This window comes from Pectobacterium actinidiae, from assembly GCF_000803315.1.
GTDB lineage: Bacteria > Pseudomonadota > Gammaproteobacteria > Enterobacterales > Enterobacteriaceae > Pectobacterium > Pectobacterium actinidiae.
Genome location: NZ_JRMH01000001.1, coordinates 2628145 through 2648634 on the forward strand (window position 1 = coordinate 2628145; position 20490 = coordinate 2648634).

The 20490-nt window shown below is 50.8% G+C and carries 17 protein-coding genes; 2 read left to right on the forward strand and 15 right to left on the reverse strand.

Annotation, left to right across the window (positions count from 1 at the left end; genetic code table 11):
- Window positions 1-26 precede the first annotated feature (26 nt).
- From ccmB to licT, 15 genes are all read right to left on the reverse strand, one after another.
- Window positions 27-683, reverse strand: a complete 657-nt coding sequence (gene ccmB, locus KKH3_RS11170) for a heme exporter protein CcmB (RefSeq protein WP_010276475.1) — start codon at window positions 681-683, stop codon at window positions 27-29.
- Entirely contained in the window at window positions 671-1303 is a 633-nt protein-coding gene (gene ccmA, locus KKH3_RS11175; protein WP_039359446.1) for a cytochrome c biogenesis heme-transporting ATPase CcmA, read from the reverse strand. The genes ccmB and ccmA overlap by 13 nt, the downstream gene beginning before the upstream one ends.
- Window positions 1304-1650: 347 nt before the next feature.
- Window positions 1651-2496 carry a heme lyase NrfEFG subunit NrfG gene (gene nrfG, locus KKH3_RS11180; protein WP_080756535.1) on the reverse strand — a complete coding sequence of 282 codons (846 nt, stop codon included), beginning with the start codon at window positions 2494-2496 and terminating at the stop codon, window positions 1651-1653.
- Complete coding sequence (nrfF, locus tag KKH3_RS11185; protein ID WP_039359450.1) at window positions 2493-2894, reverse strand: heme lyase NrfEFG subunit NrfF; 402 nt, start codon at window positions 2892-2894, stop codon at window positions 2493-2495. The genes nrfG and nrfF overlap by 4 nt, the downstream gene beginning before the upstream one ends.
- On the reverse strand, window positions 2887-4761 hold the full coding sequence (locus tag KKH3_RS11190) for a heme lyase CcmF/NrfE family subunit (protein WP_039359452.1): 1875 nt from the start codon (window positions 4759-4761) through the stop codon (window positions 2887-2889). The genes nrfF and KKH3_RS11190 overlap by 8 nt, the downstream gene beginning before the upstream one ends.
- Window positions 4762-4782: 21 nt before the next feature.
- Window positions 4783-5745 (reverse strand): cytochrome c nitrite reductase subunit NrfD, encoded by a 963-nt coding sequence (gene nrfD, locus KKH3_RS11195; protein WP_039359455.1) that lies wholly within the window; start codon window positions 5743-5745, stop codon window positions 4783-4785.
- Window positions 5742-6413 carry a cytochrome c nitrite reductase Fe-S protein gene (gene nrfC / locus KKH3_RS11200; RefSeq protein ID WP_039359458.1) on the reverse strand — a complete coding sequence of 224 codons (672 nt, stop codon included), beginning with the start codon at window positions 6411-6413 and terminating at the stop codon, window positions 5742-5744. The genes nrfD and nrfC overlap by 4 nt, the downstream gene beginning before the upstream one ends.
- Entirely contained in the window at window positions 6410-6979 is a 570-nt protein-coding gene (gene nrfB / locus KKH3_RS11205; RefSeq protein WP_039359461.1) for a cytochrome c nitrite reductase pentaheme subunit, read from the reverse strand. Before nrfB ends, nrfC begins: the two co-directional genes overlap by 4 nt.
- A gap of 48 nt (window positions 6980-7027) precedes the next feature.
- The gene (nrfA, locus tag KKH3_RS11210; RefSeq protein WP_052201381.1) at window positions 7028-8401 is read right to left on the reverse strand and encodes an ammonia-forming nitrite reductase cytochrome c552 subunit; all 1374 of its coding nucleotides are present in this window, start codon (window positions 8399-8401) and stop codon (window positions 7028-7030) included.
- A gap of 496 nt (window positions 8402-8897) precedes the next feature.
- Window positions 8898-9911, reverse strand: coding sequence for a nucleoside hydrolase (locus KKH3_RS11215; RefSeq protein WP_052201328.1), 1014 nt, complete (start codon window positions 9909-9911; stop codon window positions 8898-8900).
- Between the two features lie 105 nt (window positions 9912-10016).
- Complete coding sequence (locus tag KKH3_RS11220; RefSeq protein WP_181939653.1) at window positions 10017-11207, reverse strand: alpha/beta hydrolase; 1191 nt, start codon at window positions 11205-11207, stop codon at window positions 10017-10019.
- Between the two features lie 86 nt (window positions 11208-11293).
- Window positions 11294-12952, reverse strand: coding sequence for a carbohydrate porin (locus tag KKH3_RS11225; RefSeq protein WP_039359470.1), 1659 nt, complete (start codon window positions 12950-12952; stop codon window positions 11294-11296).
- Between the two features lie 254 nt (window positions 12953-13206).
- Entirely contained in the window at window positions 13207-14607 is a 1401-nt protein-coding gene (locus KKH3_RS11230) for a glycoside hydrolase family 1 protein (protein ID WP_039359473.1), read from the reverse strand.
- Window positions 14608-14642: 35 nt separating this feature from the next.
- Window positions 14643-16529 (reverse strand): PTS beta-glucoside transporter subunit IIABC, encoded by a 1887-nt coding sequence (gene bglF, locus KKH3_RS11235; RefSeq protein WP_039359476.1) that lies wholly within the window; start codon window positions 16527-16529, stop codon window positions 14643-14645.
- Between the two features lie 313 nt (window positions 16530-16842).
- A complete protein-coding gene (gene licT, locus KKH3_RS11240) occupies window positions 16843-17706 on the reverse strand; it encodes a BglG family transcription antiterminator LicT (protein WP_039359479.1) in 864 nt (287 codons plus the stop codon).
- A 642-nt stretch (window positions 17707-18348) separates the two neighbouring features.
- On the opposite strand from licT, the gene pykF reads away from it, so the two are divergent.
- Window positions 18349-19761: a pyruvate kinase PykF gene (gene pykF / locus KKH3_RS11245; protein WP_039359482.1), complete on the forward strand. Its 1413-nt coding sequence runs from the start codon at window positions 18349-18351 to the stop codon at window positions 19759-19761.
- A 313-nt stretch (window positions 19762-20074) separates the two neighbouring features.
- Window positions 20075-20311: a major outer membrane lipoprotein gene (locus KKH3_RS11250; RefSeq protein ID WP_005970385.1), complete on the forward strand. Its 237-nt coding sequence runs from the start codon at window positions 20075-20077 to the stop codon at window positions 20309-20311.
- The last annotated feature ends 179 nt before the right edge of the window (window positions 20312-20490 follow it).

Sequence of the window (20490 nt, forward strand, 5' to 3'; positions counted from 1 at the left end):
ATAAAGGCGATCCTGAGATCGGAAAATTATTGTATGCTCACCCGCAACGCCGCCGCCGTGGCAAACGGGCTAAGGGTGGCGCTGCCCGCCAGAAAGGCGCCGAGGATCGCCAGATACCCGCCGACCGGCAGTTGCATCATCGCGGCCTCGACCGCCGCCGTCGCAAAAATCAACAGCGGTATGGTGAGCGGCAAAACCAGCAGGCTTAACAGCACGCCGCTGCGGCGCAGCCCGACTGTTAATCCCGCGCCAATCGCCCCCAGAAAACTGAGCGTGGGCGTGCACAGCAACAGCGTTAGCGCCATTACCCGCCAGCCGTGGCTGTCCAGCCCAAACAACAGTGCCGCCAGCGGAGAAAGCAGTAACAGCGGCAGCCCGCTGACCATCCAGTGCACCACCACTTTCGCCAGCACCACTAACGGCAGCGGCAAAGGCAACAGCGTCAGCTGTTCCAGTGAACCGTCCTGATAGTCATCGCGGAAAAGGCGATCCATCCCCAGTAGCGAAGCGAGCAACGCCGCCACCCACACCACGCCGGGTGCCACACGCATCAAGAGCTGCGGCTCTGGTCCAATAGCCAGAGGAAATAAGATGATGACGATCAGGAAGAACCACAGAGGGTTAAGAATTTCCGCGTTATTGCGCAACGCGACGCGCAGTTCTCGAGCAATCAGCCGCCGCATGATGGGGTTCCCTCACTCGGCGTAAGCTGGATACAGCGAATATCCTGAGCGAACGGACGCAGCGGCTGGTGAGTGGTTAAAATGATGATGCCGCCGCGCGCAATATGGTGTTCCATACGCTGCGTCAGCATTTCGACGCCCGCTACGTCAAGCGCGGTCAGCGGCTCATCCAGAATCCACAGCGGGACATCGGTAAGCCACAAACGCGCCAGAGCGACGCGACGCTGCTGTCCCGCCGAAAGGCGCGCCACGGGAATATCTTCATAGCCAGCCAGCCCGACGGCGGCCAGCGCTTGCCAGAGTGCATCCTGATCCTGCTGCGGATAGAAAAAGCGCAGGTTCTCCTCACCCGTCAGGACACTCTTGATGCCCGGCTGATGGCCTAACCACAGAAGCTGCTCATTAAACTGCTCGCGCATACGGTTGATGCGTTGCCCTTGCCAGCAGATTTCCCCCGATTCAGGCGTCGTTAGGCCGCTTAAAATGCGCAATAGCGATGTTTTCCCCACCCCGTTGGCACCGGCAATCTGCACCATTTCTCCTGCGCAGGCCGTAAACGACAACGCGCTGAACAGCACATGCTCATCGCGTATGCAAACCACGTCGCGCGCTTCTAACATCGGGGTGTACTCCTACTTTCTAATGCCATATACCCTAGGTATAGAATAACATGGCGCCCTTACTCCCCCCTCTTGGGGGCCGTAACCATAAAGAGTTAATCTTTTTTATTGAGATCAATAAAATCGGTGATTCCGGTTATTCCTGTCATCGCACCGTACCGAAAACCACACCAACATGCTTAAACAGGAAATCTATTAGGCATATTTTTATGCAGCCGCCGAGACTGTTTCGTGCGCCACAAGACCTTCATTTCATGCTACCGCGTAGCTCGCGCCCGACGCAGGGCGGCTCAATCGCCGTCTCCCTGCGAACCCTGGCTTCCGGCTAAAGCAAAACGTATCACCCACTATTTCTGGCTATTCTTCAGCAGCGTTGCGGTGTTGATCGCCTCGATCAACTGGACGCGATTAACCCGCGGGCTGTAGGTATCCAGCAGGCGCTGCCAAATCGTAATCGCGCGCGCATAGTCCGCTTTCAGGAACGCATCGGATGCCAGCAGCATCAGCGCCGTCACTTCATTGGCATCCAGCGCCAGCGCTTTATCGACCATCTCTTGCATCGGCTCTGTGACAGCCTGACCGGCCTGGTAATACAGCACCGTCGCCAGTGCCGAATACAATTCCGCGCTATCGTCCTTGAGCGCAATCGCCTGCCGATAAGCGCGCAACGCGTTGTCATACGCGTTACGGTAAAGATAATATTCACCCAACTCAGCCCAGAGGATGCTGTTGCCCGGCGTTTTACGAATGTTGCCCTGCAAGGTTGTCAGCTGTTTTTCCTGTTGTTGCACGTCGCTAAAACCGTGTAGCGGATCGGCAAGTCGCTGGCGTTCCGCCTGAACCAGCGCAGCACGCGGGCTTAATATGTAGAACGTTGCACCACTCAACAGGATAGCGATGACCGCGACCACAACGGCGATGGCGGGCATTGGGCGCTGTGCACAAGAAGAAGGAGAGGCTAACGGCAGATCGTGGACCAGTTCTCGATCCAGCATCTTTGCCTCATGTTCGGACAGATGCTTCTCTGCCTGTTCACACTGAAAATGCCAGATGCGCTGCACTAAACGCGGTAGCTTGCCCTCCTCCTCCGACTGGCGCTGGGGCAGTAGCGGCCATAACAGCCCACCAGCCAGAATGACAATCGCGAGAACGACGAACACCATGCTGAACAAATTCAGGTTCAACAGACTCATGGGCGCCCCCCTCGCTTCTGCTGCCGCATCACCCGCCACGCGATAACCGTAATCGCGAACAGCAAAAGCAGTGGCGTGAGCCAAAGGATGCCTGTTTGCATTTTCATCGGTGGGTTGTACTGAACAAAATCACCATAGCGTTGGTTCATAAACGCGATAATGTCTGACTTGTCCTTACCCTGCTCCACCATGGAAAAAACCTCATGACGCATACTGACCGCCACGGGCGAATTCGATTCCAGCAGACTCTGGTTCTGGCATTGTGGGCAACGTAATTCGCCGGCAATCGCCATCGCAGCCTGACGCTGCCCCTGACTGGAAAACGCCCAGGTATCAACCACCTGAGCCGGTACAGAAAAAGCCAACAGCATGAAAAGGAGCGCAAGATATTTAGTCATAGGCTCTTCTCCCTCTGAACCATCCCAGCAGTGCACCCGCGACCATCAGCATGCCGCCGCCCCACACCCAGCGAACGCCGGTTTGCACATAGAAACGCATGGCATAGCGGTTTTCGCCGGTTTTCTCTCCCATCACGGCATACCATTCTCTGATTGGCCCCCAGGCAATGCCCGGTTCGATCATCTGCTGTTTACGTGCGTTGTAATAACGACGTTCCGGCCTCACCTGAGCGATCGGTGAATCGCCACGAGAAATCGCAATCACGGCCTGCTCGGCGGTGTAATTCTGCGCTGCGACTAACTCCAACTGTAAAAACCGGAAATGGTAGTCGCCCAGCGTGACCTGTTCTCCCTGACCCACATTGGCGCTGATTTCCTGCTTGCTGCCCGCAGAGAACGCAATCCCCAGAGCAAAGAGCGCCACGCCCGTATGCGCGAGCAGTGCAGGAAGTTGCTGACGTATCGCCGACAGCGGCTGTAACCACTGCGCAGCCATGACCCAGCCGATCAGACCCGCAGCCAGTGCAACGGCATACCCATGCGGCCATAAGACCAGCGTGATGATGGCACCAACAGCCAGCGTCACGTCGACACGCCGGACAGGCCAGCGAGCGCTACGTTTCCAGTAGCCTCCCGCGGCGACCCCAATGAGCAACAGCATCAGGACACCGAAGGGCAAAAGCACACGGTTAAAATAGGGCGCGCCCACGGAGATTTTCCCCCAGCCCGCTAGCCCATAGATCATCGGGTAAAGCGTGCCAAGTAATACCACTAGCGCGACGGCACTGAATAACAGCAGCGCCAGCAGTATCATCATTTCCCGCGACCAACCGGAGAAACGGGCAGCAGAATGGACAAGCTGAGCACGCCAGCCATAAACCGCCAACGCCGCCATACTCAAGCAGGCAAACAGGATAAATAGAGGCACCGCCCGGTCATGTTCGAGAGCAAAGGCATGGACAGAAACCAGTATCCCGGAGCGAACAATCAGCGTGCCCAACAGGCATAAAATGAACGTCAGCAGCGCTAATATCAGCGACCAATGGCGGAAGATGCCGCGCATGCGGGTGACAGACAGGCTGTGCAGTAATGCGCTGGCCGTGAGCCACGGGAGCAGCGAGGTGTTCTCTACCGGATCCCAGAACCACCATCCGCCCCAGCCCAGTTCGTTATAGGCCCACCACGATCCGAGGATGATCCCCAGCGTTAACAGGCTCCAGGCGGGCAGCGTCCAGCGCCAGCAGATCCAGGCGGCTGACGCCGTAAACTCACCGTGAATCAGGGCGGCTAACGCCAGCGCCGCACTTACGGTTAACCCGCCATAGCCTAGATAGAGCAGCGGAGGATGCAGGATAAGACCAATATGTTGCAGCATGGGGTTGAGATCCCTTCCCGCTACCGCAGGCGGGAAGAGACGCACAAAGGGATCGGAGAAAAAGACAATGAACACCAGCAGCGCAGTCGCGATCACGGCCAGCATTGCCAGCGTCAGCGGAAACAGATCGCTCGTCGCTTTACGATAGCGACAGGCGAACGCCGCACTCCAGCTGGTTAAACATAGCAGCCACAGCAGCAGCGATCCTTCATGTCCGCCCCAGACCGCCGCAATTTTTAACCCCAGCGGTAAATCACGATGGCTGTGCTGGGCGACGTAATTAATAGAAAAATCATCCTGTACCACACTCAGCGTCAGCGCGATAAACGCGAACAGCACGAGACCAAACAGCACCAGTGTCCAGCACCGCGCCAGTCGGTAAGTACCCGACCAACGCAGGGAGTAGCCTGAAAATGTCAGCAACGCCGTCGCTATACCAACGCAAACCGCCAGCGACAGCGCGACATATCCAAATTCTGGCAATAACAACATCAACAGGCCTCTCGCTGGGAATTAGACAACGGTTAATTGCCCCGCATAGAGGATAAAGAAGCGCAGCAGCAAAACGCCCACCAGACTCATGCCGCAAACCGCCAACACGCCATAAGGTGAATGCTGTCGGTTGGCCCATGACTTGAGCAGCAAGGGAAGGATTAATCCAATCCCTACCACACCGAGCCAGAACCACATGGCCCAGAACCCGCCGCCCACGGCGGCCACCAGCGCCCGCTGCTTTCCATCGTCCCCTAATGCAAGGCCGATAAAGAACGCAAACAGTAAGAAGATCTCTAACCACACGACCGGCGTTTCGACACGGTGTACAAAGTGCGCTTCTTCGTTATGCGGATTGCGGCGATAGCGGCAGGCCATGGCGATCAGCGCGACGGCAGCACCGGAGGACACCCCCGAAAACAGGAATAGCGCCGGTAAGATCGGGTTATTCAGCAGCGGATAGGTCTTAAGCGCGGAGAGTAAAAAACCAGTATAAGCCCCTAGCATCACCGCCAGCAGTAACATCACGATATCCAGCGATTTCTGCATCGGTGCCAGCCAGCCGAGCACCTTGGGAAGCATGACCAGCTTCGGCAACCAGCGCTGTTGCAGCACGATAATCTGCTCGCTGAAAATATTGGCTAACCACACTGCCAGCGCCGCCATGTAGACCTGAAACAGCATGACCCCAACCGACATCACCGAGGTAACGCTGTAATGGAACATGAGCTTCCAGAACGTCCAGGGACGTGTCAGGTGGAAAACCAGAATCAGCAATCCCAAAATGATGGTGCACGGTGCAAGAATCAGCGTGGTGCGCATTAGCGTACTGTCGGCCGTTGCCTGTTCGGGATGGTAGCGTCGCAGTAAGGCCGATAGCGTCACCAGCCCCGCAGAAATGCCCACCAGAAACAGGTAAATCGCAATCGGCCAGTCCCAGACTAACGAAGCAAAATGGAATGCGCTTGAAGACACGGGCGTCATTGATGAACCTCCCCGTATTTAAACGATACGCGATAAACCTTAGGTCGAGTGCCGAGCGCGATTTTGTAACGATACGTCGGCTGTTGACGAAGCAGGCGGGAAATCTCGCTGTCAGGATCGTCAAGGTTGCCGAACGTCAGCGCGTCAGTCGGACAAGACAACACACAGGCGGGCAGTTTTCCGGCCTTCAGATTGGTCTTGCGGCAAAAATCGCACTTGTCCGCCGTTTTCGTCTGCGGATGAATAAAGCGCACCTGATAAGGACAGGCGGCAATACAATATTGGCACCCGACGCACAGATCGGGATTCACATCCACAATGCCGTTTGCCGCATCGCGATACGACGCCCCGGTCGGACACACGTCAACACAAGGCGCATGATCGCAGTGCTGGCAGGAGTGACGGAAAAAGCGGTATTTCACGTCAGGGAAAGCCCCAATCGGTTCGCTGCGAATAATCGTCAGGCGCGATACGCCTTCCGGCACCTGATTGACTTCGCGGCAAGCATCCATGCAGGCTGTGCAACCGATACAGAGCGATTCATCGTGGATCATGCCGTAGCGAACGCCGTTGATATTCAGCGTCTGCGCAACGACCTGCCCCGCCGTACTGGTGAGGGCAATGAGCCCCCCCATACGGGCAAGAAATTGACGACGAGAGCAACTCATGGCTGCCTCTTATTACCCAGATGCACTGAGGCTGGGTTGAAGTCTGGGTTATTGCGCTGATCGCTATGGCAATCCACGCACAGTTTGATGCGGCTCTTGTCGTTCAGCGTCTGCATATTATCCTGCGTGGGGTGCAACTGGTGGCAGCTGGCACAGGCCACTTTCGCGACATGCACATCGTGTGGCCAAAACGATTTCTGCAACTGTTCCGGCGTATGGCATGACATACAGACGCTGTTTTGTTCTTCCACCTTATACATCGGGAAGTTAAAGCGCATGACATCTCTAACGCCTTCGCGGTGCAGCGGCGATGGCTTGCCGTGACAGTTTGTGCAGGTCAGCTGTTGCTGATTATGCGGGTTGACGGCGGAAGCATGCTTGCCCTGCATGCCATCCTCTTCCGGTTTATGGCACTGTAGACACGCCTCATCGGGATTGCGCTGCGGCATAACCTCCCAGCGCTCTCCTTTTTCCGCCTGAGGTGCGGGCTGCGTCAGCCCTGGCAATGCCCAAAGCATGCCTGATACCAGCACCCCGGCAGTCAATAACGAACGTAATACGCTCATATCCACTCCACTTTATGATCGCCCGCGTCCACGGGCGATGAGGGGTTATTAGTTCAGTCGTCCCGCTTTGCGCGCTTGCTCATCCCACTGCGGCACTATCGTATTCAGGAAATCCTGTTTTTCGGCTTTGATTTGCTGCATGTTGAGCCCAATCGCCTGCTGTGCTTTCTCTTTCGTCGAGATATCTGGCAGCTTGACTTCGCCTGTCACGCCTTTTTGTGCCAACAGACGCACCAGTTTGGTTCTCGCCTCGGCGGATTTACTCAGCGAAGTGCCGAGCATCCGTAAGCCTTCATCCGGCGCATGCATATGAATACCGTGAGAGGCAACCGCCAGATCCCAGCGCCATTGCGCATGGCGGATATCCATCAGAATCGGCTGCATTTCTGCTTCGGTTGCACCGGCATCCCAAGCCGCTTTCGCCTCAAAATGCGCGTGAACCAATTGCTCTTCTGCTTTCAGTTTTAAGTCCTGAATGGCCGTTTTGCGTTCAGCGACAACCGCCTGCATCGCCGCTTTATCTTGCGTGTGGCAATTGGTACAGGTTTCGCCGTAATTATCGAAAGGGTTACCTATCTTGTGATCGGTATACAGCTTGCCGTCCGCGTTTTTCACTTTCGGCATATGGCAGTCGATACAGGTCACGTTGTTTTTACCGTGAATACCAATGCTCCAGGTTTCATATTCTGGGTGTTGGGCTTTCAGCATCGGCGCACGAGAAAGGGAATTGGTCCAGTCGGAGAAGGAAATGGCGTCATAGTATTTTTCCATGTCTTCGACTTTCGTGCCGTTATCCCATGGGAATTTCACCGCTTTGTCCTTACCGGAAAAATAATACTCAACATGGCATTGCCCGCAGACCATCGATTGCTGCCCAAACCGACTGGTTTGATCAAACGGTTTGCCAATGGCTTCCATTGCGCGCTCTGCGTAAGGACGGGACAGCGTCAGCGCCGGTTTACCCTGAGCGAAATCCGGGGACGCAGTATCATGGCAGTCCGCACAGCCGAGATCGTTAGTAATCTCCGGCCCGCCTCGCGCCCACTTACCTTTGAAGTAGCCGTCCTCGCCGTCCTGTTGGATCAATCGGGCGACATCCGGGCTCTTACAACTCCAGCACGCCATCGGCAAAGGGCCGTCTTCTGCCGTCTTTGGTGCGCCGGTACGCAACGTTTCACGCACATCTGTTAATGCGTAGGCGTGGCCGCGCGGCTTGTTATAGTCTCTGGAAAAGGGATAACCCGCCCAGAGGATCACCATGTAGGGATCTTCTGCCAGCGCATCATGACGCTCAGACTGTTCACTGGTCGCTTTCCACGAGTTGAACTGATCGGGGTGTTGAGCGGTGAAGACTGAATTTCTTGCTTCTATCGGGGCGGGAGGTGGTGGCACCGGGGCATCAGCGGAATAGGCTGGCATCATGAGAAAGAGACTGGCTACCATGCCCCACAGATAGGAGATTGACGTGCTTATCCTGACCATGCGTTTGTGTCCAAATTAAGCCGCCTGCTGGCGGTCATTTTAGTTATCTATTTGACAGAAACCACAACAACTGTCGTGACATTACTCACCCTATGAATAACAAAAAGATGCATTCAAAATATTGTTTTTGATCAAAGGTAAATAAAAGTAATGAATCGTATCGAAAGTTATATGAAGATTGTCTCAGTTATGGAGGGGCATTGCAGAATATAGCAAAGGGCTTAAACGCAGATGACTTAAAAATTAAGCACTTAAAAACCGGACATTTAAGGATGAAGGTAGGTGGCACGAGCACTGGGATGACACGCCATTCGGCAATTCATCCCAGAGTATTTGCTGATAAAGCGCGGCGTGTTACCCGATAGAGCACATCAGAAGCTAAATAAGTGGGGCTTAAGTGAAAAATAGTGCCCCAGTGCTTGCCCTTCCAAGATTTTTATTTCCCTTGACCATAGGCCAGCGCCAGCTTGGCGTAGAAATCTTCCAGCGTGAAGCGAGCATCAACGGCGTTATACACTCGGATCTGGCGCGCATTGTTCTGCGGTGCATAGGTCAGGTCGTCGTTTAACTGCGGTGCGTTGACCAGCGTGTAGTGATATTCATGGTCATCCAGCAGCAGAGAAACCGAGGGGTTGTCACCCAATACCCAGACTTCGCTTTTCGGCCAGGGAACATCCTTGATGGTTTCGGAAATCGCACGATTAAACTCGATCAGCTGTTGCCACAGGTACTCCCCGACTTTCCCCTGCGGCTTAACGCGTACAGCAAGCTCAGACAGCGAGACGCGCACGGACATATAGACATTATGCGGAACCTGCCACAGCGGCACCTGAGATTTGAATATGCGGTTCGCCGCGACCGGATCGTTGAACATATTGTATTCCCAACCGCCTTTTGGATAAGGCATTCCGCCAATCCACACCACCGTCATTTTGCTGGCGATCGTCGGCTCAGCTTGCAGCGCAGCGGCAATGTCCGTAATCGGCCCCATGACCAATACAAACAGTGGATGCGGATCGTCTTGTAACGCTTCCTTGATCAGCATTTTCGCGCCTTCACTCAACGCAGGCGCACCACCGTCGGCTTTCAGCGCCTGCGTCGCACCGCGATAAACGGGAATGTCCGTTTTTCCCATCACGTTCATCAGGCGTTGCAGTTCATGGTAGCTTTCCATCATGCTGTTTTCGCCATCACGTTTCATCAACGGCGCAGTACGGGAGTAATGGGCAGCAATCAGTCCTTTCACCTGCATCGTTGGCGTCAGCACCGCATGGGCAACGGCAAAATCATCGTCAGCCTCGTTTTTAGCATCGGCACTGATAATGACGCGGATCTGTTTATGATCGGCTACATCAAAAGGTGAAGTTTGAGCCTGCACAGTGAACGCGCAGAGGAACGGCAATGCCACGACCAGTATGGCAAAGCGGGAAAAGTACCTGTGAATAGACATGATAATCCTTAACAGTGCTTGGCAATCGTTGATATAGCAGCTCAGCGATTCAGGCTGCCATCAGAGAAAGCGGGCAGGCAACGACGCTGCCCGTACATGAAGACGCTATTTAAAAAGCTTCTGAACAAATTCGCTGTAGGCCGGTCGCCAGACATCCATTTCATGACCAAGATTCGGATAATGGCGGTAGTCAAACCGGATATTTTTCTGTTCCAGCGTGGTTTTCAGACCCGCGATATCCTTCCCCGTGATGTTGTCAGTTTCGCCAATCACCACCGTGAAGTTCTTTAGTTGCTGATTAATCTGCTCAGGCCGTTCAAGCTGTGCGGCAACGGCTGTATTTGGCACTGTTTCCGTGGTAACGCCGCTCAACGTTGCCAGCCAACCGAAATGCTCCAGATGGCTCATGCCGGATACCAGCGCCTGATAGCCGCCCTGAGACAGTCCGGCCAGCGCCCTGCCGTTCGCATCCTGACGCACGTTAAAACGTTTGCCGATCTCGGGGATAATGTCATGGATGAGTTCTCTGTCCGCCGCTAGCGCATTGCGCGGATAAAACACTTTGCGTCGCTCCTGAGGGGGATACTCTTCCGGGATGATGCCGGGAACGTCCGTTTCCGTATCAGGAATGACGACCAACATCGGCTCAATTTTTTTCTCCGCCAGCAGGTTATCCATCATCTGCGGTATGCGCCCCTGCACCACAGCCGATGCCCCCGTGTCACCAAAGCCGTGATAGAAGTAAAGTACCGGCAGTGGTTTTGACGACTCGCTATAGCCCGGTGGCGTCCAGACATACATCTGACGCTCTGATTTCAATTCTTTCGAATGATAAGTCAGCGTTCTCAGCTCACCGTGTGGAACCTGACGCACATCCAGAATGCTCCCCGGCACCAGAATCAGGCTGGTATTCACCTGACGCTGCGGTTTAGTCATCGCCGTACCGGTATCGATGGTGCGAAAGCCATCCACGCTGAAGAAATACTCATACAGATTCGGTGCCAGCGCTGACGTTTTGAACGTCCATACACCAGATTCATCTTTCGTCATCGCATGGGATACGATGCTATCGGGCGTCGAACCGGTAAAAACGCTGACCTGCTTCGCCGTTGGTGCAAACAGGCGGAAAGTAATGCTGCTATCGGCATTCACCGCGGTCACATACTGGCTCACGGGAACGGTTGCCGCGGGCATAACGGGAAAATCGGCAGGTAGTGCAGACACGTTGACAGAAACGCCCGCCAATACACTCAAGGTCAACAATGATAACGATATTTTCTTCATGTTCATTCCCATAACTCCATTCCGAATATCACTTAATCGAGTCTGTTTTTGCTAAATGTAACAGCACCGCCGAAGCGGTGCTGATGCGATGACAGGTATTACCACCAGACTTCCGCCTGAACACCCAAGGAGAATTGATCGCTCTTGCTGTCGTTAAATGTGGCATTACTGATATCGTTATCTTCAATTTTCAGGTAAGTGCCATAAAAACGAATTTCCGGTCGTGACGTCAGGATACTGGTATTCACTTTAAGTGCGTGATACAGCGTCGTTTTATAACCTGACTCATGATAGTTCACACCATTCGTTTTATTGGTCTGATTAAAATATGCCAATTCCACACCCGTCTGGTTGAATTTATCCCAAATATAGGCCGGACGAAGTACGGCACGGATACTGTCAAAATCGGTATTTTCCCCCGTGTCATAACTATAGATATCATTGCCTTTTGAGTAAACTAACGCATTTGCCATAATAATATCATCACGCAAATACATTTCGCCTTGTGAGATCAGACGGAATGCATTTCCTGAATGATTGCCGTAATAATCACCATTTCGGCTATACGTCGGATTGGCATCAGATATATTGGCAAAGCCGCTCGCGATTGCATTGCTGGCACCTTGCACGGTAAATTCATTAAAGCCACCGTTATATAACCCCTGACGTAGAATTACGCCCGCAGTCCAGGCATCTTTCAACTTATAAGATGAACCGTCGCTTTCATCATTCTTCTGTATATTGTCTTTATTGGCCTGCGCATATTTACCAATCAGAGATAGCGTTGCATTATCCCATAGCGGAATACCCTTGTAGCGAATATCAACGGCATTGGTATTGACCTGGTGTTTATCCTGGGGTGAGCTGCTATTGCGCGGGTTATATAACGCATGACGTGCGTTAACATCTTCACGATTCAAAGAAAGATCAAGCTGACCCACGCCCAACTGCCAGTTCTCAATACCTACACCGCCGGCCGCTTCTGAACGGTGGCTTTTCCAGTCCAGCATCTGAATTTCATAGACGGGTAAGGTATTTTTACCGACCCAAAAATCAGCGTCTGGCGCGAACGGTAAAAACCCTTTCGTTGTGACGTACATTTGGGAGAATTGCAGTTTATTTTCGTTAGTCGCGTCTTCACCAAACCAGGCGCTGTTGTACTGCATTCCTACATTGCCATCCAATTGGACAACGGCATCAACACGCTTGTTACCTTCTTCAAATACCTTTTGATTTAGGGAAAGATCGAACCAGCCGCTGTGCTCATTACCAAAACGCCCCAGCGAACCAATCGCATAAGATTTTGGTGAACCATGATCGGCAGTCGCCCAACCCGAACGGAAATAGCCTGTGTAGCTGAAACCGAGGTCATTTTTGACGTATTTACTAATTTCAGCCAGCGTCAGCGGTTTTGGTTGCGTATTGGCGGTAGTCGCAACATCAACCGAGCTTGTCGCTGATTGCACAACAGGAGCAGCTACGGCATGGTTAGCGGGAGAATTGTCAACGGATGCAGCAACTAGTGTTTTATCTTTCGCCGTTGAATTTGTGGCTACTCGTGTTTTGTTCTCCGCTATCGTTTTATATTCACGCAGCTCTTTTTTCGTTGACTGCAATTCGGCCTTATTTGCCGCCAGCTCTTTCTCCAATAGTTCAAGTCTTTCTTCTACGGTCAATTTTGCAGCCATAGCACCATTAGACAAAAACACTGACGACATCAGTAATACCATCATCTTTACAGGGAATTTTTTACGCATGATTATTATCCGAGTAGGGTACATTTTAAATTGAAAACAACATTCTTTCGACGTTAGCCGAAAGCTCGTCTATTTATATATTTTTGTAAAACCCAAATAATCGTTTATATAATTTAATAGCTAGCCTATTCCCTCCTGCTTCATCTTATTTCCTCGCTATCTTTCCCATAGGTAGTAAAAAAGAGAGTACGCATTCATTCCAAAATATTATCTCTCTGAGAATGAATGCGTAAATGATCCATCGATACGATGATTTATTTCAACGCTCCACCATTAGAGGAAATCACCTCTTTATACCAGTAGAAACTTTTCTTACGCCGACGTTCTAAGGTGCCATTCCCTTCATCATCACGATCGACATAAATGAAGCCGTAGCGTTTAGACATTTCAGCTTTTGAGGCACTGACCAGATCGATAGGCCCCCAACAGGTGTAACCCATTACTTCAACGCCATCTTCCAGCGCTTCACCCACTTGATAGAGATGATCGTTCAGATATTTGATGCGGTAGTCATCGTTAATGCTGCCATCACTTTCCAGTTTATCTTTGGCACCCAAACCATTTTCCACAATGAACAGCGGTTTTTGGTAACGGTCATACAAATAGTTCAGTATGTAGCGCAGCCCTTCCGGGTCGATCTGCCAGCCCCATTCTGAACTTTCCAAATGCGGATTCGGCACCATATTCAGGATATTCCCGCGAGCTTTCTGGTTCACTTCTTCATCGGTGGTCACACAACCCGTCATGTAGTAGCTGAATGAGATGAAATCGATAGTTTCTTTCAGTGATTCGCGGTCATCTTCCGTCACCGTCAGCGTAATACCATGCTGTGCAAAGAAGCGTTTCATGTATGCAGGGTAGTATCCTCGACTTTGAACATCGCCGAAGAACAGCCAGTCTCGGTTCTGCTGCATCGTTTCCATGACATCCACAGGCTTGCAAGTTAATGGATAGAACATGGAACCCAACATCATATTGCCGATTTTGGCGTCAGGGATGATTTCATGGCAGGCTTTTACCGCTTTAGCACTGGCGACCAACTGATGGTGAATAGCTTGATAGATATCCTGTTTGCTGCTGTCATTCCCTGTCGGCAAACCAATACCCGTAAACGGCGCATGTAATGCACAGTTAATTTCGTTAAACGTCAGCCAGTATTTCACTTTATCTTTGTAGCATTGGAATACCGTGCGGGCGTAGCGCTCGAAGAACGTAATCGTTTCACGGCTTCCCCAGCCACCGTAGTTTTTCACCAAACCGTATGGCATTTCATAATGTGACAGCGTCACAAGCGGCTGGATACCATATTTCGCCATTTCATCAAACAGGCGATCGTAAAAGGCTAGACCGGCCTCATTTGGCTGGGTTTCATCGCCTTGTGGGAAAATACGCGTCCAGGCAATTGAGGTTCTCAGGCATTTGAAGCCCATTTCAGCAAAGAGCGCGATATCTTCGGGATAACGGTGATAAAAATCGATCGCTATGTCTTTAATACCGCTGTCGCCCGGCGTACGCGTGACGATCTCGCCAAAAATACCCTGTGGTTGTAAATCGGACGTTGATAACCCTTTGCCGTCCGTTAAGTACGCACCTTCGACCTGATTAGCGGCTACGGCGCCGCCCCACAAGAATGTTTTTGGAAACTGATGGCTCATCTTTTCTCCTCCCAATTGGGTCATAAATTTCAATGTCAGCGGATTAACGTTAACAGCGCGCCCTGTTCCTGCACGGTGTTTCCGGCGGTAGGCAGAACATCAACGTAATCTTCGCTATTGGTGATAATGACGGGCGTTGTTGTGTCATAGCCGGCTTTCTCAATCGCCTGATAATCAAATTCCACCAGAAGATCGCCCTGCTTCACGACATCGCCGGTTTTAATGTGTGCAGTGAAATACTGACCATCCAATTTCACCGTATCGATGCCAACGTGAATAAGTACCTCCGCCCCCTCTTCCGATTCGAGGCCAATGGCATGATGAGTCTTGAACAGTGAGGCGACGGTGCCATTGACAGGTGAAACAACACGACCAACCTGCGGCTTAATCGCGATGCCTTTTCCCATTAATCCACTGGCGAACGTTTCATCACCGACCTGCTCAAGGGGCAGAATTTCACCCGCGATTGGGCTAATAATGGCTTGCTGACGAACGGAGGTAGACGCCTTTTGTTCCTGTACAGCTTCACTCGCCACAGTTTCCGTCACAGGTTCTTTTTTAAGCCCAAACAGATAACTGGCCAGTGCAGAGAAGAGAAACGCGACGAACGTTCCGATGATAGCTCCCCAAACAGAGCTATCCATGCCCGTTGATGGGATCATTTGCGTGAACGCGAAGATGCTGGGTAAACCGAAAGAGTATTGTGTCGCACCGAAGTAACCCGCCACGCCACCGCCAAGTGCTCCACCGATGCAGCCAAAGATAAACGGACGACGCTGAGGCAGGTTTACGCCGTAGATTGCCGGTTCGGTGATACCGAATATCGCAGCAGGGAACGCCGAGCCAGCGATGCCTTTTAGCTTTGAGTCACGGGTACGTAAGAATACGCCCAGCGTCGCCCCAGCTTGTGCAAACACCGCCGGCGTCAGCACCGCAATAAGCGTATCGTGACCCAACGCGCTGAAGTTGTTGATCATCAATGGAACAAAACCCCAATGAAGCCCAAACATCACAAACACCTGCCACAGCCCGCCCATAAAACCACCGGCAAGGGTTTGGTTAGCGTTATAGATGACCTGATAGCCAGCAGCCAACTGGTGACTCAGTAAGGTCGTCACAGGCCCGATAGCTAAAAACGTCAGCGGAACCGTGATAAGCAAACATAATGCAGGTGTGAAAAAGTTGCGGATATTAGCATGTAGAACTTTGTTCAGCGGTTTTTCCAGACGGCATGAAACCCATGCGGCGAAAATAATGGGAATAACCGATGATGAGTAATTAATAAAGGTAATAGGGATACCGAAAAAATGTAATGGCTGATAATTTGCCGCTGACATGGCATTAAATTCCGCGATCATCGTTGGATGGACTAATGCGCCACCAATCGCCATCGTCACGAATACATTCCCGCCAAATTTTTTCCCCGCGGTATAACCAAGAATTATCGGGAAGAAATAAAATAATGCGTCACTAGCAGCAAATAGCAATTTATAGACACCGCTACTATCCACCATCCATCCACAGGCAAGACTAAGAGCTAAAAACCCCTTCAATATCCCGGAAGCAGCCATTACGCCCATGAGTGGAGTAAATATACCTGCAACAATATCAATCAGGCGAGAAAGTATATTTTCCTTTTCGCCACTATCCTGATTTTCAGTCGTCGCGTTCTCACTCATGCCGGAAACATTGAGCAAGTCCCGATAAACGTCACCGACGTGATTACCCACAACGACCTGAAATTGCCCGCCACTTTCGACGACCATAATGACGCCTGAATTATTCTTCAGCGTAGCGGCATCGGCTTTTTTGTTGTCTTTTAGCTTAAAACGCAATCGGGTTGCACAGTGTATTACGCTAATGATGTTGCCGCGTCCGCCGACACCATCGAGTATCTCATTTGCTAATGCTTTGTATTCCATCGTCTATCCTTAATACTAAACAGACTTAAATATCAGTAAGTTAAGATTGCCAGTTCTGTTTGAGACAAAAAAAAACCTAAATCGTTTTTCCCAATAAACATTGAGAAAACGATTTAGGTTTTGCCTGCCCGCCGAGACTAGCCTGACAGTAACAATCCTGCTTGTTTGCCAGCGCGACCACTCCGCCGGCAATGAAAATCTATTTCATCTGATAATTCACTTTCCACCTACTCTATGCTTTCACTTTCACCGCGTGCAAGTAAATTCACCTTACCACATGGCTATTTTGTGACGAAAAGCAAATTAGCGGAAATTATTCTCCATCACCAGGTTCTATTTTATCCTGACCTTCTGTCCGCACGCGCTCAATATGAATAGTTAAGAACATCAACTCTTCTTTCGTTAACGTGTAATGATACTTTTGGACAATATGAAGCTGTATTTTTTCTGCGCAACGATAAGACAATTGATATCTTTCCTTCACAACATCATGTAATGATTCATCATCACTAAATACCGTGCTTTTTCCTATTAGCCGTTGCGCAAAAAATTTCAAATGCGTCACAAAACGATGATAGCTTAACGCCTGCTCGTTATAATCCAGACTCAGCTGATATTTCACAATATTCAGTATTTCCTGCATGATTTTGGTAATCTGCAAGACTTCCGGCATTTCGCTGTCGAGCTGCGCATTCACCAAATGCAGCGCAATAAACCCTGCCTCATCTTCCGGTAATCGCACGGCAAGACGCTGCTCAATAATATCCAGCGCTTCAAGACCAACAGCGAACTCCTTTGGATACAGGCGCTTTATTTCCCATAACAGCACATTACGGATATCCACGCCTTGCTTATGGCGCTCTATCGCAAAGTGACAGTGATCCGTTAGGGAGATATAAACGCTGTTTTGCAGTTTCCCAGGCAAACGGTCTTTTGCCAGCAGAATGATCTTGTCTGCCGTCGTGATGACCTCCATCGGAATCTCTGACAGCAGTTCCTGCAGGCGAGATGTCAGCTCGCCGGATTTCATCACAAACACGCGTTCAATCAGCGTTTCGTCCAGCAGATCGCCAGAGTGCTTTTTGAAGCCCAGCCCGCGCCCCATCACAACCGACTCATTATTGTTTTCGTCGATTACGGTGACGACATTATTGTTGAGTATTTTGGCAATCTTCATTTTTCAAACCCTGGAAACAAAAAAACCAGACACCCGTAACAAGAACGAGCATCTGGTTTTGCCTGCTTACGCAGTAACAATCCGCAATGGCGGGTAAACTACCATTTGCATTCATCTTCTCAAGAAGCATGACACAAAAACGTGATACGGATCGACAGAAAAACATGCAGCTTACATGCGCTTTCTTTATTTATTGTCGGCCATTACAAGAATCAACCACTTACAGCCAGTCGGTATAATACCATATTTGTACAGTGGGTTTCTTAGGCAGTTGCGCAACAAAGTTAGGTAAAAAAACCAAATCGCTCGGTTTTTTGCGTAAACACGACAAAATATTCATTTTCATCCCTTTTACCACCTTGTTTCTCGTCGCTTAATAACTATAATACGGAACGTCGTTTCAATTGAATGGTTTCAGCTAAACAACGTGCCACTATCAATAACATTATTATCAACGGCATCGCCAACGCGAATCCCGCTAATCTCATGCGACGAGCGGTTGCGCACTTCATCACCCATTCACGACGACCATCTATACTTACCTCCTATACTGTTTCCTCATACATTCTTTCCAGCGGCTTGTTTCGCATCGCCACTGGTTCACTCGTTTTTTTATCCATCACAACTTGTAGAAACTATCGTATGAAAAAGACAAAAATTGTTTGTACCATCGGGCCGAAAACAGAGTCGGAAGAAATGCTTGGCAACCTGCTGTCTGCTGGCATGAATGTTATGCGCTTGAATTTCTCTCACGGGGATTACGCAGAACACGGTCAACGCATCAAGAACCTGCGTGCTGTCATGGAAAAAACCGGTAAGCAAGCCGCCATCCTGCTTGACACCAAAGGCCCAGAAATTCGTACCATGAAGCTGGAAAACGGCGCTGATGTAACGCTGACCGCAGGTCAAACGTTCACGTTCACCACCGATCAAACTATCGTGGGTAACAAAGATCGCGTCGCAGTAACCTACGCAGGATTTACCGAAGACCTTAGCGTCGGCAACACCGTTCTGGTTGATGACGGCTTGATCGGTATGCAAGTTACGGCAATCAACGGCAACGAGGTCGTTTGTAAAGTGCTTAACAATGGCGATCTGGGCGAGAACAAAGGTGTCAACCTGCCAGGCGTTTCCATCCAACTGCCTGCATTGGCCGAAAAAGACAAACGCGATCTGATTTTCGGTTGCGAACAAGGTGTCGATTTCGTTGCAGCATCCTTTATCCGCAAACGTTCTGACGTTGAAGAGATCCGCGCCCACCTGAAAGCACACGGCGGCGAGCACATCCAGATTATCTCCAAGATCGAAAACCAGGAAGGTCTGAACAATTTCGATGAAATCCTGGAAGCATCCGACGGCATCATGGTTGCCCGTGGCGATCTGGGCGTTGAAATCCCGGTTGAAGAAGTGATCTTCGCGCAGAAGATGATGATTGAAAAATGTAACCTGGCACGCAAAGTGGTGATTACCGCCACGCAAATGCTGGATTCCATGATCAAAAATCCACGTCCTACCCGTGCAGAAGCTGGCGACGTCGCCAACGCCATCATCGACGGCACCGATGCCGTTATGCTGTCTGGCGAAAGTGCGAAAGGTAAATACCCGCTGGAATCCGTTACCATCATGGCGACGATCTGTCAGCGTACCGATTCTGTGATGAAAAGCCGTCTGGATACCATCAAGACGCCTGGCGTATTACGTATCACCGAAGCCGTCTGCCGCGGTGCAGTAGAAACTGCCGAGAAACTGGATGCCCCACTGATTGTCGTCGCGACCAGCGGCGGTAAGTCTGCCAAATCTATCCGTAAATACTTCCCGAATGCCCGTATTCTGGCGCTGACAACGAACGACGTCACCGCGCGTCAGCTTCTGCTGAGCAAAGGCATTGATACGCTGCTGGTGAAGGAAATCGCCTCTACTGATGATTTCTACCGTATCGGTAAAGAAGCGGCGCTGAACAGCGGTCATGCTCAGGCTGGCGATGTGGTGGTTATGGTGTCTGGTGCACTGGTTTCCAGCGGCACAACCAACACCGCTTCCGTACACCGTCTCTGATCCCAACGCTCAGATCGGTAAAAAGCGCCTTAATGGCGCTTTTTTTATATTCTGAAACGACTTTCTACAGTGCGATAACCTAATTAATGCGTCTATGTAACACGTCATTTAATAGCCTAAAGCCTCAGAGTTATCCGATAAAAATAGCACTGTTTTCCTTACTTTTTTAATGAATATGTAAAACTCGCTGTTTCTTTGAGCGAACGATCAAAATTAAGCATGTTCTCATCAAAAATTTATTCTCATTAGAAAAAAGTTTGTGTAATACTTGTAACGCTACATGGAGATTAACTCAATCTAGAGGGTATTAATAATGAATCGTACTAAACTGGTACTGGGCGCGGTAATTCTGGGTTCTACTCTGCTTGCTGGTTGTTCAAGCAACGCTAAAATTGATCAGCTGTCTTCTGACGTTCAGACTCTGAACGCTAAAGTTGACCAACTGAGCAACGACGTGAACGCAATCCGCTCTGACGTACAAGCTGCTAAAGATGACGCAGCTCGTGCTAACCAGCGTCTGGACAACCAAGTTCGTACTTACAAAAAGTAATCGAACTGGTTAAGTCGTGAAAATGGCGCACAATGTGCGCCATTTTTTTTGCCTGCGTTTTACCCTTTCCGCGTTTCCTTGCAATCCTTTTTTCGCTTTATCAGGCTTCTTTATTCTTTTGCCCTATCCCTGGGACAGCACAGATGCGCCTAAACGCATCTGGCCGATTTATTTCATTA